This is a genomic window from Haloplanus sp. CK5-1, from assembly GCF_037201915.1.
In the GTDB taxonomy this organism is placed as follows: Archaea; Halobacteriota; Halobacteria; order Halobacteriales; family Haloferacaceae; genus Haloplanus; species Haloplanus salilacus.
Window position 1 is genome coordinate 1,787,739 of the sequence record NZ_CP147505.1, and the last position, 15,548, is coordinate 1,803,286.

General features: G+C 54.9%; 16 protein-coding genes and 2 pseudogenes. 12 read left to right on the forward strand and 6 right to left on the reverse strand.

The genetic code is table 11. The features are described from left to right. Positions 1–5: 5 nt before the first annotated feature. The gene (locus tag NBT81_RS09445; protein ID WP_338737900.1) at positions 6–284 is read right to left on the reverse strand and encodes a hypothetical protein; all 279 of its coding nucleotides are present in this window, start codon (positions 282–284) and stop codon (positions 6–8) included. Between the two features lie 256 nt (positions 285–540). On the opposite strand from NBT81_RS09445, the gene NBT81_RS09450 reads away from it, so the two are divergent. The 6 genes from NBT81_RS09450 to NBT81_RS09475 all read left to right on the forward strand — a co-directional run bounded on the left by NBT81_RS09450 (position 541) and on the right by NBT81_RS09475 (position 5,757). Continuing rightward, positions 541–825: a helix-turn-helix domain-containing protein gene (locus tag NBT81_RS09450; RefSeq protein ID WP_338737902.1), complete on the forward strand. Its 285-nt coding sequence runs from the start codon at positions 541–543 to the stop codon at positions 823–825. Between the two features lie 575 nt (positions 826–1,400). Next, positions 1,401–1,757 carry a hypothetical protein gene (locus tag NBT81_RS09455; RefSeq protein WP_338737904.1) on the forward strand — a complete coding sequence of 119 codons (357 nt, stop codon included), beginning with the start codon at positions 1,401–1,403 and terminating at the stop codon, positions 1,755–1,757. Beyond that, on the forward strand, positions 1,754–2,995 hold the full coding sequence (locus tag NBT81_RS09460) for a tyrosine-type recombinase/integrase (protein WP_338737906.1): 1,242 nt from the start codon (positions 1,754–1,756) through the stop codon (positions 2,993–2,995). The genes NBT81_RS09455 and NBT81_RS09460 overlap by 4 nt, the downstream gene beginning before the upstream one ends. Positions 2,996–3,745: 750 nt before the next feature. Further along, on the forward strand, positions 3,746–4,144 hold the full coding sequence (locus NBT81_RS09465) for a winged helix-turn-helix domain-containing protein (protein ID WP_338737908.1): 399 nt from the start codon (positions 3,746–3,748) through the stop codon (positions 4,142–4,144). A 6-nt stretch (positions 4,145–4,150) separates the two neighbouring features. Continuing rightward, complete coding sequence (locus NBT81_RS09470; protein ID WP_338737910.1) at positions 4,151–4,507, forward strand: type II toxin-antitoxin system PemK/MazF family toxin; 357 nt, start codon at positions 4,151–4,153, stop codon at positions 4,505–4,507. After that, positions 4,504–5,757, forward strand: a complete 1,254-nt coding sequence (locus tag NBT81_RS09475; RefSeq protein WP_338737912.1) for a tyrosine-type recombinase/integrase — start codon at positions 4,504–4,506, stop codon at positions 5,755–5,757. The genes NBT81_RS09470 and NBT81_RS09475 overlap by 4 nt, the downstream gene beginning before the upstream one ends. A gap of 16 nt (positions 5,758–5,773) precedes the next feature. Here the strand turns inward: NBT81_RS09475 and NBT81_RS09480 are convergent. The 4 genes and pseudogenes from NBT81_RS09480 to NBT81_RS09495 form a co-directional block, all read right to left on the reverse strand. Then, positions 5,774–6,517: pseudogene (locus NBT81_RS09480) on the reverse strand (fumarylacetoacetate hydrolase family protein). A 189-nt stretch (positions 6,518–6,706) separates the two neighbouring features. Beyond that, on the reverse strand, positions 6,707–7,786 hold the full coding sequence (locus NBT81_RS09485) for a Gfo/Idh/MocA family oxidoreductase (protein WP_338737914.1): 1,080 nt from the start codon (positions 7,784–7,786) through the stop codon (positions 6,707–6,709). Positions 7,787–8,164: 378 nt separating this feature from the next. Then, positions 8,165–8,440 (reverse strand): hypothetical protein, encoded by a 276-nt coding sequence (locus NBT81_RS09490; RefSeq protein ID WP_338737916.1) that lies wholly within the window; start codon positions 8,438–8,440, stop codon positions 8,165–8,167. Between the two features lie 30 nt (positions 8,441–8,470). Next, positions 8,471–8,896, reverse strand: coding sequence for a hypothetical protein (locus tag NBT81_RS09495; RefSeq protein WP_338737917.1), 426 nt, complete (start codon positions 8,894–8,896; stop codon positions 8,471–8,473). 262 nt (positions 8,897–9,158) lie between these two features. Between NBT81_RS09495 and NBT81_RS09500 the strand changes: the two genes are divergently transcribed. From NBT81_RS09500 to NBT81_RS09525, 6 genes and pseudogenes are all read left to right on the forward strand, one after another. After that, complete coding sequence (locus tag NBT81_RS09500; RefSeq protein ID WP_338737919.1) at positions 9,159–10,406, forward strand: Nramp family divalent metal transporter; 1,248 nt, start codon at positions 9,159–9,161, stop codon at positions 10,404–10,406. A gap of 88 nt (positions 10,407–10,494) precedes the next feature. After that, the gene (locus NBT81_RS09505; RefSeq protein ID WP_338737922.1) at positions 10,495–10,713 is read left to right on the forward strand and encodes a GNAT family N-acetyltransferase; all 219 of its coding nucleotides are present in this window, start codon (positions 10,495–10,497) and stop codon (positions 10,711–10,713) included. A 41-nt stretch (positions 10,714–10,754) separates the two neighbouring features. Further along, positions 10,755–11,243, forward strand: coding sequence for a hypothetical protein (locus NBT81_RS09510; protein WP_338737924.1), 489 nt, complete (start codon positions 10,755–10,757; stop codon positions 11,241–11,243). 446 nt (positions 11,244–11,689) lie between these two features. Continuing rightward, positions 11,690–12,730, forward strand: a complete 1,041-nt coding sequence (locus NBT81_RS09515) for an NAD-dependent epimerase/dehydratase family protein (protein ID WP_338737926.1) — start codon at positions 11,690–11,692, stop codon at positions 12,728–12,730. 368 nt (positions 12,731–13,098) lie between these two features. Further along, positions 13,099–13,287, forward strand: a pseudogene (locus tag NBT81_RS17330) (hypothetical protein); the annotation flags it as partial. 161 nt (positions 13,288–13,448) lie between these two features. Further along, on the forward strand, positions 13,449–14,186 hold the full coding sequence (locus tag NBT81_RS09525; protein ID WP_338737928.1) for an SDR family NAD(P)-dependent oxidoreductase: 738 nt from the start codon (positions 13,449–13,451) through the stop codon (positions 14,184–14,186). Positions 14,187–14,239: 53 nt separating this feature from the next. Here the strand turns inward: NBT81_RS09525 and NBT81_RS09530 are convergent, their stop codons facing one another. After that, the gene (locus NBT81_RS09530; protein WP_338737930.1) at positions 14,240–15,304 is read right to left on the reverse strand and encodes a M42 family metallopeptidase; all 1,065 of its coding nucleotides are present in this window, start codon (positions 15,302–15,304) and stop codon (positions 14,240–14,242) included. Positions 15,305–15,548 lie beyond the last annotated feature (244 nt).

Here is a 15,548-nt window from a genome sequence, read left to right on the forward strand (position 1 = left end):
TATGATTACTCGGTTGAACCGATGTGGCCCTGTGCGATGAAAGCTATCGCGATCATGAGGGCTGCCGTACAGACCGTCATTACAGTCTTCACGATCGTTCTCATCAATTTCTCAAACTTCTCGGCTCCCTCATGAACCGCCGCCCCTACTGTATCCACCGTCGCTTCGATATCGATGTGTTGTCCGAATCCGTCCCACGAAAGGGAGAATCCCCCGTGAAATTCAGAATCGTTGCTGTGTTGCTGGTACGCCTCTGCAGTCTCGTACTCGTCCGCTTGGGACATGGTCTTGGACACCTCCGCCGATGAAGCTTCCCGCGCACCGGCGTAGCTAATATGTTATACTGAATCCACTTAATATCTTGTATTGCACAATAAAATCCCATAGTGCGAGTCAAATTCATCTAATAGGTTCCTGTTCGCGCTCACTGGATATTGACTGTGCAAAATGGGGTTAGAATATCCATCCAGTGGGCGAAACATTTTTTATATGCGCATATCAACCCACATACTCAATAGGCCGTGGCAGATAGTATGGAGTATGCCAAAACAGCTATCGAACGAGCAACGACGTGAGATACTCCTGCTTAGGGCTATGGACTACACGAAACAGGATATCGCTGATGAAGTGGATGTCTCGCGTAACACTGTCAGTCGGCATTTGACGGAGATGCGTGAAGAGATTGAAAATAGTGAACATCGGGAGATGGCGTTGGCAGAAATCCTTTTTGAACCAGATGACTTGTTGCCATTCGTTCTAGAACAAGCCGGCATATCACTTTCAGACCTGAACGAGGATGTCCTACAGCGCCTCGTATCGAAATGATCCAATAGGCAAGGAAACTTCATTGACGGCTTAAGCGGGGCTAATTCGAGATAGTTACCACTATCATTGAATCTGTCGAGACTGAGCGTAACCCTCCCGCCTCTCTACTCGCCTCATCTGTTTATTGTTGCCACTTTCTGTATGAAGAGGATCACGGCAGGTCCTGGTCCGTTCGCACTCAGCGACCACGCCGTTGCTGACATTTTAGCGCCTCCTATATGAGCATACACGCAGCCGCGACATCTCCGCCGACAACGATGTCACACGATGCGTCAGATGCCGACTGTCGTCAGTACCTCCGCATCCAGCCGGCCACCGACACATTGCCCGAGACCGTCCACACCCATTGTCGACGGCTACGCGCGCCCGGGACATCAAAGAACTGCCGATCGATAATCGTCGAAAGAAACGATAGCGACGATGTCGAAGAGGCAGTCAGCTTTGACTCCACTGTGACCGAGGCGGTACGGTAATTCGCGGTTGAGTACGACCCAAAAGTCGAACTACAACTATATCAATGAAGTCGTATAGTCTCGGTAAATTATAACATCTTCTAATATAAATCGATACTAAATATGCCCATCTCAAAAGACGAGCTCCACCCTATCGACAAGGGCGAGCCCCCACACTCAGGCCTCGCGCCGGACACCACCCAAGGAGCTGTGTATCGCTTCCTCCTCGAGCACGCCAATCAGGCGTTTCGCCAGCAAGAGTTCGTCGATGCGGTCGACGTGCCCGAGAGGAGTGTCGGCCCCACACTAGAGCGTCTTGAGGAACATGGCCTCGTCAAGCAGCGCGATCGATTCTGGACGGTTGCAGACGCCGAACATACGGTCGCTTCGGCAGAGATCGGTCACCGACGAGTTCACCGAACAGGTCACGTCGGCTACAATGTCCAACTCGGACAACTCGGAGCTTCTAATTCCGCATGATCGACGATACAACCGGTCAAGAGCCCGAAACGCGACCGTTGCGAAGCTCCTTCGAGCTCTATCTTCAAGACAAGAGCAAGGGTAGCGATGGTGAAGGCGGGAACTACCGTCGGAACGTCGCACGCGAACTCGAACGGTTCGTCGAGTGGGCCGCCGGCAAGCGCGGCAACGAGGACTGGACCGGGATCATTCCTGAGGCTGCCAACCGCAACCCGAGCTTCGCTGACCTCAACGAGCGAGTCTTCCGCGAGTACGCTCGCCACCTTTCTGGTGACCGGGAACTCAAGCAGAACACAGTTCAGACCTACTACGCCTACATCTCGGCGTGGTGTGGTTGGTGTGTCAGTGAGGGATATCTCGAAACACACTACGCTCAGCGGGCGCAAGCAACTGCGCCTCTCCCCGAGGACGACGGGCGCAGACCGGGTGATCAGCAGGCTTGGACGTCCGAGCAGCGCCACGCTATCACCCGGCATGTCGACGAGCAGGCGCGTGAGGCCATCGAGGAATACACCGATCTTTCCGATGACGTGGACGCACTCGATAAGCAACGAGCGCGGTACACGGCGCTAAAGGCGGCCCGTGACCGGGCTCTCGTGGTTGTTTTCGCGTACACGGCTGTCCGCGGGGGCGAGCTCCTCCGTGACCCCAACGACCCGCGCCGCCGTGGTGTGCGGTGGGAAGACATCAACTTTGAGGACGGAGGGATGGAGGTCTATCGGAAGAAACAGCGGTGGGACGTTGCTTCTCTCCCCGATCCGGTTATTTCACCGTTGCGAAGCTACCGAAAACTGATGGACCCGCCAACGAATCGGTGGCCTGTATTCCCGACTCTCGACCAGTGGACCCTTTCAGGACTTGTGCAGGAGGAGTTAGCCGATCGGGGAAAGCAACCGGATGCAATTGATGAGCGACGTGATGAGTACGTTCGCGACCTCCTGCTGGCGCTTAATGATGACATCCGCCCGCCATCGATCACTACGGACGGCGCCCGCTCGATTCTCAAGCGACTCACGGAAGCCGCAGAGGTTGAAATCAACCATCAGAAACACGACTACCTCTCACCCCACGGTGGACGCCGCGGGATGGGAGAGGTTCTCGTCAGAGCATTCGGGTACACCACGGCTGCGCGATATCTCGATAATTCAGAGGAGATGATTCGTGAGCAATACTCACACATCGAGGCCGGTGAACTCGGAGATATGGCCGCTGAAGCCATCGAAGAAATTGATGAGTGAAAAACCAGTAGACGTGTATGGCGGAGGCACCAGATACTGATCGGTAGGCGGTCGAACCTGAGGCGGGAGAAGTCCCAAGCGTGTCGCAGCTGAATGATTGGATTGCATCGGTCGTTGGGGACCCGCCTGCCCTTGACGGTCACGGCCCCATCATCTCGTGATACCGACTCCGCTCGGCATTCGTCCCTGTCGGCTTGTCTCGGTAGGTGTCAACGGTCACGGAGTCGGCGCCGAGGCTGTCGGTGTCATAGTCGCTGGGAGCTTGTAGCTGCCGATCAGAATTTCTGTCAACGGTCGAAACACGGGCGTAACAAGCGACGTTCACGTACACATATTCGCGTTTTAAAAACGGCAGTCTATTGAGGAACGCCTGTTCGTGAGGGCGTTCCGAATGAGACTAGGAAAATAAATCGTACAAGACCCCTGCAGTTTCGCGCTTCAATCTATCCATGACCGCCGCTCCAGCAAGTGGAATTTTAAAACAACGTTTCAGCATATTCAGACAAATAGGAGACCCAATTTTATATCAAATATTATATATAGAAAGTATAGTTTCTACTGAACATGATTAGCGTGATAATCACGCCCACTTTGAAGTACCCCGCCGCCGTCGGGGAAGCACGAAACGTGGAACCGCACGAAGAAGGCCTCGACCCCGGGGAAAAGCCGGCGAACACCGCCATCCTCAAGTCCGTGTCGAGAGCCTTGTCGATAAGACCTAATAGCTTCTAATACATACTAATACCAAAGATGCCCATCTCGAAAGACGAGTTCCGCTCAATCGACGAGGACGGGCCCTCGCTCCCCGACCTCGCGCCGGACACCACACAGGGTGCGGTGTATCGCTTCCTCCTAGAGCACGCGGACCGGGCGTTTCGCCAGCGGGAGATCGTCGACGCCGTCGACGTACCCGAAGGGAGCGTCGGTCCCACGCTGAAGCGCCTCGAAGAACACGGCCTCGTCGAACACCGCGACCGGTTCTGGACGATCGCCGACGCCGAGCACGCGGTCGCATCGGCAGGGCTTCACGGCGCCGCCACAGCCGACGACATCGACGGCGGGTTCTCCGACGACGACGTCGAGGCGTGGATGGAGACTGCCGTCGATCCCATCGACTCAACAACCGACCAGGCCGACGAGGAGTCGTGATCCCGGATGGCTGACCGCGGAACTGTCGTCTGGGCTCCTGATCCGTTCAAAACGGGTGGTGGGAACCCCCGGCCGTGGCTGGTCATCTCCGGCGAGCGGATGCCCTATCCCGACGAGGAGTCGATCGCCGTCGCGTTCACGACGCAATCCCACCACGCCGGCAGCTTCGCCGTGCCGAGCGAAGCGTGGGTTCGCGGGGAACCGGGCCAACAGAGCTACGTCCTCCCTTGGACTCTCGCCACACTGAAAGACGACCTCCACGTCGTCGGCCGGCAGGGCTCGGTCACCGACGAGTTCACCGACCAGGTTACGACGGCCACGATCTCCTACTTGGACAATTCGGAGGGTTCTGACTCCGCATGATCGACGACACCACCGGCCAAGAGCCCGCAGCACGGCCGTTGCGGAGTTCCTTCGACCGCTATCTTCAGGACAAGGGTAAGGGTCGTGGCGGCGAGGGTGGGAACTACCGTCGGAACGCCGCCCGCGAACTCGAACGGTTCGTCGAGTGGGCCGCCGGCGAGCGCGGCGACGAGGACTGGACCGGGATCACTCCCGAGGAGGCCGACCGCGATCCGACTTTCGCCGACCTCGACGAGCGAGTCTTCCGCGAGTACGCTCGGCACCTTTCTGGTGACCGGGGACTCAAGCAGAACACGGTCCAGACGTACTACGCCTACATCTCGGCGTGGTGTGGCTGGTGCGTCAACGAGGGGTATCTCGAAGCACACTACGCTCAGCGAGCGAGCGCGACCGCGCCGCTCCCCGAAGACGACGGGCGGAAGCCTGGCGATCAGCAGGCCTGGACACCCGAACAGCGCCACGCGCTCACCCGACACGTCGACGAGCAGGCGCGTGAGGCCATCGAGGCATACACCACCCTTCCCGATGACGTGGATACACCCGATAAGCAACGGGCCCGGTACGCGGCGCTGAAGGCGGCCCGAGACCGGGCGCTCGTGGTCGTCCTCGCGTACACAGCTGTTCGGGTCGGTGAGCTCCTCCGAGACCCTGACGACCCGCGCCGCCGTGGCGTGCGGTGGGAGGATATCGACCTTGAGGATGGAAGCATGGACGTCTATCGGAAGAAACAACAGTGGGATGCTGCGTCCCTCCCCGATCCTGTAATCTCCCCGTTGCGGAGCTATCGGAAGTTGATGGACCCACCAACGGACCGGTGGCCTGTGTTCCCGACACTCGACCAGCGGAGCCTGGCGAACGTAGTTCGAGAGGAATTGACTGATCGGGGCACTCAACCCGAAACTATACAGGAACGACGGGACGCCTATGTGAGGGATTTGCTATTGGCGCTTGAAGAGGATATCCGCCCGGCGTCGATTACCACCGATGGCGCTCGCTCGATTCTTCGGCGGCTCACGGATGCAGCTGGTATCGATATCGACCACCCGAAACACGACTATCTCGCACCGCACGGCGGTCGCCGGGGGATGGGTGAAGTTCTCGTCCGAGCATTCGGATATACTGTGGCTGCCCGTTACCTCGACAACTCGGAGGAGATGGTTCGTGAGCGGTATTCATATATTGAGGCGGGTGAGTTGGGAGACGTTGCTACAGAGGCACTTTCCGAGGTGGATGGCGTGGGGCAGCGATAGATTTGGAGGCGATCTGTTATCGGGTTGTGACGTGATTTTTGAGGGTGGCTGACTTCCTCGACTTCCTCAACTTCCTCGACTCCACTTCGACAATATCGCCTTCATTTATGTGGTCGGGTCCATACGGTGTTCCGCTGGCGATGATGTCACCAGGTTCGAGCGTAATGAGTTCCGATACCTCGGACACGAGTTCTTCAATTGGAAATATCATTATATCTATCGAGGGTTCTTGCTTGTTCTCCCCGTTATGACGGAGTTTGAGTTTAATAGGCACTTCGGTTAGTGTCGCGAGTACGGGTCCCATCGGAAGTGAGCCGTCAAAATCCTTGCCTCGGACCCAATTGCGCTCCTCCTTCTGGTCATCGCGGTTTGAGATATCGTTACAGGTAAATCCTTCGACGACATCCACCGCATCTTTCTCTGAAACATCCCGGCATTGCTCGCCATTAACGATGCCGAGCTCGGCCTCAAACTCGACCACGTCCCTCCCTAGAGGAAGTTCCACACCACAACCCGGTCCGACGACATAGTTGGGTGTCTTCACAAACAGCTCCGGCCGGTCGGGTAGATTATCTAGGCCCGATTCCTCGCGGTGATCGATATATCCGTTTGATTGACAGATAATTTTCGTGGGATCGCTCGGAGGAAGAAATGAAATTTCTTCCGCGTCGTACGTCTCGTTTCCGGTGTCAATACTGCCGCTGTTCTACTCTCCCGTCCGGACGTACTCGGGCTGATCTCTAAAACGAGCGAAGTACATGGTTTCCGATCAGTCGTTGCTACCACAGCATATACTTTCGGTTGGCTGCCCGGAATGAGGAACTGGTTTATCAAGCTTTCTGTACCGAAAATATACACTTCCTGTCGTAGGAAATATGTATCTTGTCGGGACCAACGAAATAGAATCGTCTAGTCTACACAGTTCTGCCGAACGGGTCCAACTGGTGTGTTACTTCTGGACGCTGGTCCCAACGTCGACGTCAGCCCACATTCCGGATTCGGCAGATTCGTATACTGCGTCAAGAACATAGAGGGCGGTCAGCGCATCGTGCATATCAGCCGGGACATCAACGTCTTTTGAGACTCTAGCCTCCAAAAACTGATTCATAAAGTCAAGCCCGTATCCGCCGCCGTACCCCGGCATCGGTTCGTAATCGTACGTAAGATACCGACGGGGTGTGCTCGCGTACTCTTCGCGTACTGACTCGAACTCGACGGTGGTTTCGTCATCGAACCCAAAGTAATCGCCCATCGGGTCCCATAAAGCACGACCGTCCGTGCCCGTTATTGAGAGTTCCGTCTCATATCGGCTCTCTCGTAGGTAGTAACCACACTCGAGAGTCCCGATAGCTCCGGAGGCGAGCTCGAATTGTAGAACAGCTCCGTCCTCGATATCGACTTCAGATGTCCCGTATGAGAGACTCGCGTTCACCCTCACGATAGGATCACCGAGCATCCACGGGAGGAGGTCGAGCCAGTGGATACCCAGCCACTGGGTGATCCCCCCACGGCTTGCCTCGCGGTCGAACAGGTGGTGATCCACGTCCCGGTACGCGAGTTGTGAGGCTAGGAAGCGAGCCCCGACTGACCGGACATTTCCGAAGAATCCTGCTTCCGACCGGGAACGGAGTTCACGGGAAGCCGGATGGCCACGCCAGATGTAGGAGACGCAGACGCTTGCATCGCTCTCATCAATCGTGTCGACAACTGGTTTGAGTTCAGCTGCAGTTCGTGCCGCCGTTTTCTCAGTATAAACGTCAATCCCACGCTCGACGGCTGCCTCAATGACTTCGGGTGTGTCGCGGTTCGACAGCGTAATCCAGAGCACGTCGAGGTCCTCACCGTCCAGTAGCCCCTCAGTATCGGAGTACAGCGGGATGTCACCAAGTCCGGTCACGTCGTTGGCGTGGAGTTCTCCATCTGGTTTGCACGCGGCCGTAAGCCTAGCCGGCAGTTCGGCGATACTCTCGAGGTACGGCTCTGCGTGGTGGTGGTTCAACCCTACGTATCCGATTGTTGGGACGCTCATAATGTATCAAAACGCGAAGTGGCTGTTTCATCGAAACGTTCGGTGTACTGGAACGTCGTACTATGTGATTGTCTGGGCGACTGTATCCGCAAACAGACTCGGTTGGTACAGAAATCATCGTCCGTACGGAATTTGGTATATTGCTCCAATGAACTGAAAATCATATTTATGACTCCCATACTCCGGATTTTTGTTCGACATTCCTGCCTGTCACAGGTTGGGTAAGAATACCTAGAGTGGACATCGGTTTCTTTGACCAAGAGGCATTATTACTGGGCATTCACGCTTAAGGAGGTTCTGATGAGTAATAATTCTATGAGGTGGCTGAGAGCTGGACCTCGAGTACCGAATAGAGCCATATGTCAATGATCGACAGTGTCAGTAGTAGGGTTCGTACTCATCGACGAACGGCTTTCCCTCGATGACCCACTCAGAGAGCAGCCGGCTGTCGGGAGTAATCGGGCGGTCGTTATTCGATGCTGCGTGAACACCAACGAGGAGTTTGGCAAGGTTTAGCGGTCGAGTATCAGATCCCCGTCCCTCAGTGGCAATGTCGAGGAACGTGTCGATGTAAGTACGATACATATCGTCCATTTCGGCTGGATCGTTTCCGATCTCGATCACCATCGACCGTTCGCAGACGTTCAGGAACACGAATTGCTGTGCAACGTCCGGACCATCGAGTCAAAGATTCGCGTACGTCCCCTCCTCGAAAACAATATCAACGGTATGCCAGGGGTTGTTTGACGGCGAGACTGTCACCCATTCCTTGTCGACGATATTGCATACGGTATCAACGAGGTGGCCGGCACAATAGAACGGATCGTCGTAGCCAACACAGTGGAGCGACCGATCTCCGCGGCTGGAGTGCATCGACTGGACGGCCGAGTCGGTCGGCACCGCTGATCCACCGAAGAACGGCGTTCCACTCGCGGCGTCTTCGATAGCCTGGATGTCTTTGAGGTTACCTGCAATTGGTTTATCGATTATTGTGGGGACATCACGGTCTAAGAACGGGAGCTTACCAGCTATCATGTTACCAAAATGAAATGACATTCGCCCGTCGTAGTTTCGTATATGCCGATTGATTTGCGTGATTTCGACCTCCATAATATGAATTACCCGCAAATAGTGAAATAGAGGTAGGTGCTGGGTGTTGCAGAATAACCATTTCAACGTTCTACTCCGGTCTCTCGAATCATATCGTGGGCTAAGGGTGACTTCTGTCTGCATAGTCGGAGTTGTTTTGTGCAAGATTGGACTATGATTTTACCACTCAAGAGTTGCTGACAGACCCAATGCGAATACCGACAACAGATGAAATCCGACTACTCACACAATATTTATATGTAGATATTTTGTGGGGTGGCATATGGGACGCGATACTAAGTCGTTAAGAGATCGATTAGAAGCTGTAGGACCGGCACTCCTTCTCGCGGCGGTCGTTGTAGGGCCCGGAAGTATTGCGTTATCAACCATCACTGGTGGGACATACGGGTACACACTACTCTGGGTTCCAGTCGCTGCCACTCTGTTTATGATCACGTACACGTGGATGGCCGCTCGCATCGGCCTCGTCACGGGAAAGACCTTCTTCGGGGCGACACGCGAGAGATATGGTGACACAGTCGCTAAAGTCGGCGGTGTTTTCGGATTTCTCACTATCCTTGCCTTTCAGGCCGGGAACAACGCGGGTATTGGCTTTGCGTCAGCTGCGCTCTTCGGCGTTGGTGACCCCGTACTGTGGGCTATCGTGTTCACGGTCTTAGCGGCGGCGTTCCTTTGGCTCCCCTCACTGTACGACAAAGTGGAAACTTTGGTTCGTGTGGTAGTCGGTATTATGCTCGTGTCGTTCGTCGCAACGCTGTTGATCGTCGGTGTTGACTTCTCCGCGGCCGCGCGGGGTCTTGTTCCGTCGTTCCCCGACCAAGCGTCAGTACTCCTGTCGTTAGGACTTGCAGCGACGAATTTCTCAATTGTTGCCGTTGTCTATCAGACGAATCTTATGAAAGAAAATGACTGGGGCCCCGAGAAACTAGCCGACGAAGGTCTTGATTCACTCCTTGGTATCGCTATTCTCGGGATTATTGTGATGACGATCCTTCTGACTAGCGCTGCGGCCATTTTTGGTACTGACGCACAGGCGTTCTCTGCACAAGAGATGGCAGTACAACTCCGTCCATTCGCCGGTCCAGCAGCATTCTATCTCTTCACAATCGGGTTTTTCTTCGCGTCGCTGTCGTCGCTCGTCGTCAACGCTCTTATCGGTGGAGCACTGCTAACTGACGGTTTCGACAAAGATCCCTCGATGGACTCCCGTCCAGTCAAACTCACCGCGACGGGCGCGATGATCATTGGTACTGTCGCCATTCTGCTCTCCCAGGGAGCCGGGTCGCCGACCGAACTGCTCCGTGCTGCACAAGCACTCGCCGTCGTGGCGTTCCCGCTTCTCGGTTTCCTGATCCTCACTATTGCTCGTGACAGATCAATGATGGGAGAGTATACGAACCCTTGGTACGTTAACGTCTTGGGGGGGCTCGGATACCTCGTTATTATTGGTATCATCGTCAACTACCTCCAGACGGTGCTTGCCGAGTTTGGCATCAACCTTCTGGGATAGTACGGGTATCGTTCGATTCAGTCCAATCTTCGAGTTGTTTCACCACCCTGTACGCAGTTATGCATCTATGTGGCTTCGAACAGCCTGTTTGACGCCAGAGGACCACTTGGAGGCTTACAAGCTCGCGCCGGCCGTCGTCTGGAATCAGACCAAGGAGGATTGGCAGCGATTATTTGACCTGTACCCCGAGAACTGCTTTGGCGGATACGTCGACGGGGAACTCGTTGCAACGAGTACGCTTGCAACTTATGAGAACCGACTGGCCTATGTCGGGATGGTCCTCGTCGCCCCGGATCATCGCAGATAAGGCTATGGGAGTATGATGTTTTAAAAACATTAAACATAGGCTTGGAGGCTGATCTTGATATCATCGGTATCGATGCTACTGATGCCGGCCGAAATGTCTACGAGGCGTACGGGTTCGAACGTATCGAGGGAATAGACCGCCTTCGAGGTACGCCCTCGGCGTCAGATTTCGATATATCGGCTGGATCGGTTTCGAATGTTGACGCCGTCGTCGAGTTCGATATCGGCCGATCGGGAACAATCAGAGAGCGGCTGTTCGAACGTTTGTACGATGCCAAGATAGTGCCTTGTCTACGTGTACCCGCCGATGGGGAACTACGCGGCTTCGCCGCCGTGCGGCCGGGTCGAACCTGCCCAAAAGTGGGTCCAATCGTCGTGAGTGATGGGAACGCATTTGAAGACTTGCTCGCCGCTGTCGGAGCTCACGTCGACAGCGAGGTTGTTGTCGATGCGCTTGACCGTGACCAGTTCGGTGGGCTTCTCGAACGGGCGTGGCTGTCGGTCAGCCGACCCCTGCACAGGATGATATAGGAAGAGACGATTCCGGGGCTCGTTGGCGTCGGGGACCAATAACTGATCTAAACTTAAATATTTCTGGCGCAATCAGCATCATTGGTCCGACGAGCTGGATGGGCGAGAGCCGGTTTTATAATGAGCTTCCGGATGTGATCACGAAAATTGTCAAAATTATTGAAAACAACGCAACATCTATTTGAAGACGGGAGAGGTTATACAGTGTTCGTCCACCAAAGGAGAAGGCATTCCCAGCGGTTGCTAGTTCGTATTCAGTTTGGAGCGGTGAATCGGTGACAACCACCTGACGCCGATCTCAACAGTCATAGTCTCATAGTGACTGATACAGCACGACTCAATCGGGAAAAAACCTAATTACAGGCCCCGTTTCTATAGTTCCTGTTGCGGATGTAATACCGGGTAAAACGGTCGATGACCCAACAAATCCCGGCTCCAAACATAATATGACCGAAAAACCCCTACAATCAATCAGCACGGAAGCAGAATTGTCCGACAGCCTCTCGGAGCCTTACCCCGAAGATATCGAGTTTGCTGGAGAGCTTGACGGAGACGTGATGGTCCTCGGAGCAGCAGGGAAGATGGGACCGACGCTGATTAAACGGATTATGCGTGCGAGCGACCGAGCTGGGGTCGACCGGAGGGTATACGCTGTCTCCCGATACTCTAATCCGGATGACAAGTCGAAGCTTGAGTCGCTAGGCGCCGAGACGGTCAAGATGGACCTTCTAGAAGAGGGGGCACTGGATTCGCTACCAGACTGTGAGAACGTAATTTATATGGTCGGTATGAAGTTCGGAGCATCCGGGCGAGAGCCCCAAACGTGGGCTATCAATTCTTACCTTCCGGGAGAGGTCGCCCGACGATTTTCGGATTCGCAGATAGTAGCTTTTTCTACCGGAAACGTGTACCCCCCAGTTTCGGTCGATTCAGGAGGGTGTACTGAGTCTGACGATGCTGGGCCAGTTGGAGAATACGGCCAATCGTGTCTGGGCAGGGAACGTGTCTTCCAATACTTTAGCGAGCGGAATGACACTCCGACTCTTCTCTTCCGATTGAATTATGCTGTTGAGGCGCGATACGGCGTGCTAGCGGATATTGCAAAATGGGTTTACCACGGTGATCCAGTGCCCTTGAACATGGGATACGTAAACGTTATTTGGCAGGGTGACGCGAACTCGATTTGCTTCCGCTCCTTAGGACTGACTGATTCACCGGCCGAAGTGCTCAACGTTACCGGTCCTGAGACGCTATCAGTCCGGTCACTTGCAGAGAAGTTCGCCGATCGGTTTGGAACAGATGTCGTTTTCGAAGGAGAGGAACAGGACACAGCACTCCTCAACGATGCTAGTCGGTGTCACAACCACTTTGAGAAGCCCAGGGTTCCCGTCGATGATATAATCGACCTCGTCGCGGCCTGGATGGAAGCGGATAATCCGATGATGGATAAACCGACCAAGTTCCACGTTCGAAGTGGGGAGTTCTAGCGGTACGGAGAGTGCAGTTGGCGTCGCAGGACACCTAATTTTCTTTTTTGGCTGATCGTGGTCGGCGACGACGACAAGCAGTTCTATCGACCCGCAGTAAAGCCTATTTGAATATCATATTGGGTTCGATGATAATTATAATCAGTACCGTCGGCGTGTCCTATCTAAGTTAGTGTTCTAGCACCTAAGATAGAGATACGCAAAATGGGACTCAAGTCTTAATTACGAATAGGATGCAACAAATAGCATATTAGTAAATTCGGGATTTCAGACACGCCGTTCAGGAGGTGTGTGGCGATATTGGAGAGATCACGCTGAGCGAGGTGTGTGAGGTCGACGAGATCTACGTGAGGGGGTGAGAAAGGGTGATTTTGTGTACGGACGAGTACTCAATCTATGATGACATCAACGAGTACGATTGAATTGACGCTCATCTCGCTTATAAGTACGATGACGCGTACGTCATCAACGATGCTTACGTCAACATGTACGAGAACCGCCACAGCTTCATTCGCCAGTGGCTGGCGAAGTTCAGAGGTGTCTGCAAGCACTATCTCTAGGGCTACATCGACTTCCTCAACCTTCTGCAAAATGAAACGAGAGATCGGCTCAACGCAATCCTAAGTTACGACTCATCCGTATGAGCAATGAAGGAGTTCACCACTTTGGGGCTCCGTAGAGCGAGAGATATATTGCCGATCAGAGTGCCGTGTTGTTGATGGCAACTGTCATAGTTACCGGGTCATCACGGGGAATCGGTCGCGCGACGGCGCTACGATCTGCCGAAGACGGGTACGACGTCGTCGTCAACTACGTCAGCAACGGGGACGCTGCCGCGGAAGTCGTTGAGGAGATAGAGGAGCGAACGGACAGGGACTCGATTGCCGTGCAGGCCGATGTCAGCGAATATGACGCTGCCGAACGACTCGTTGAGATTACTGTGTCGGAGTTCGGTGGAGTTGATCACGTCGTCAACAACGCCGGCATTGACCAGCACCTCCACACTGCAGACCTATCTCCAGAGGACTTCGAACACGTCATGAAGGTGAACCTGAACGGCGCGTTCCACGTATCAAAAGCCGCTCTTGAGCACCTGTACGAGTCCACAGTTCCCGAGGGGCCATCCATCTGCAATATGTCGTCTATCGCCGCTTACACAGGGGCAAGCATCGAATGCCACTACTCTGCCTCGAAGTCTGGCCTCGTGGGACTCACGAAGAGCCACGCACAAGACTTCGCCCCTAAGGTTCGTGTCAATGCTATCGCGCCTGGCGACATCGAGACAGAAATGCTCGCAGGCCGATCAGAGGAACACCGTCAGGCACAACTTGAGCGTATCCCACTTAATCGGTTTGGACAACCCGGAGACATCGCAGAGACGGCGGCATTCCTCCGAGAGGCGGCGTTTGTAACAGGCGAAACAGTCCACGTCAACGGTGGCGAACTGATGTACTAGACACCGTGAGGATCAACCTCAACCCGACTGCCATCGTATAGATTTGCGAGTGACTATCCCGATCTCACCGAGCTACGGGCCGGGAACTCCGACTCACAGGCCTCGGCGAGTACTGCGACGGTCTCCTTCGCGTCGGCAAGCGAGATAGTTTCGACCGGCGAGTGGGTGTACCGACAAGGAACGCCGATCGCCCCGGCGTGCCGACCACCGCGCACCCGCTGCAACTCCGAGGCGTCGGTAGTCCCATTTATCATGACCCCGAACTGGGAGTCAACACCGGTTCGTTCGGCGGCTTGCCGGAGCCACGAGAGCGTCTGGCGGTCGACCAGTATCCCGTCGAAGAGGTACTCATTACCGTCGGCCAGTTCGATGACAGGGCCGTCGCCTAAATTGATGTCTTGTCCCCCGCCGTCGGCTGCCGGATAATCGTCGGAGGGGAATATCTCGACGGCGATGCCGACGTCGGGATCAACACTGTAGCCGATCGCGCGTGCTCCCCGCAGTCCGATTTCCTCTTGAACGGTCGCAACGTAATGAACCGTTGAGTCCGTCTCCATCTGCTGTGCGAGTTTAACCAGTATCGCGAGCGCGATCCGGTCATCGATTGCTCGCCCGGCTACCCGCTCATAGCCCAGTTCTGTCACCGTCTGATTCCAAGTGGCGTGGTCACCCGGTTCAATATTGAGCGCCTGCACCTCCTTCGGAGATTCGGCACCGACATCGATGTAGAGGTCGTCAGCCAGGAGTCGCTCGCGTTCGTCGGGCGTCGTGTGGTGACGGCACTTAGTACCAATGACACCTGGAACCTCATCCGGACCAATGACGACCTCCTGGCCGATGAAGTTCCCTTTATAGTGCCCTCCAACCTTGGAGTAGCTGACGAAGCCGTCGTCGGTGACGCCGTCCACCAACAGCGTCAACTCGTCGGTGTGGCCCGTAATTAATATTTCGTGGTCTGACGGCCCTTCGTCCGTCGCCACGACGTTACCCATCGCATCCCATTCAATATTATCTACGTGAGGCGCGATGCGGTCCTCAAAGACTTCGGCAACTGCCCCTTCGTCACCTGCTGGTCCACGTGCCGCGACAAACGCCTCCAGTTCGTCTCTGAGGGACATACAGATATCAAAGACAAAGAGAGAAGTATAGGTGTTTCTATGCCCGGCTTTGTCAAGCCGTCTTCAACCGAGAGTTAACTCGACCGATTTAACCATTCTTCTGACATTGTGGCGGACTGTATCAGAGACCCTCAGAGTCGCCAGTACCGAGATCCGGTTACTGAACTTCAGAACTCGGCTTCCCTTTGAGTTCGGCATCGCCACGATGACCAAGGTATCGGACTGCTTCGTCACGGTCGAGTTA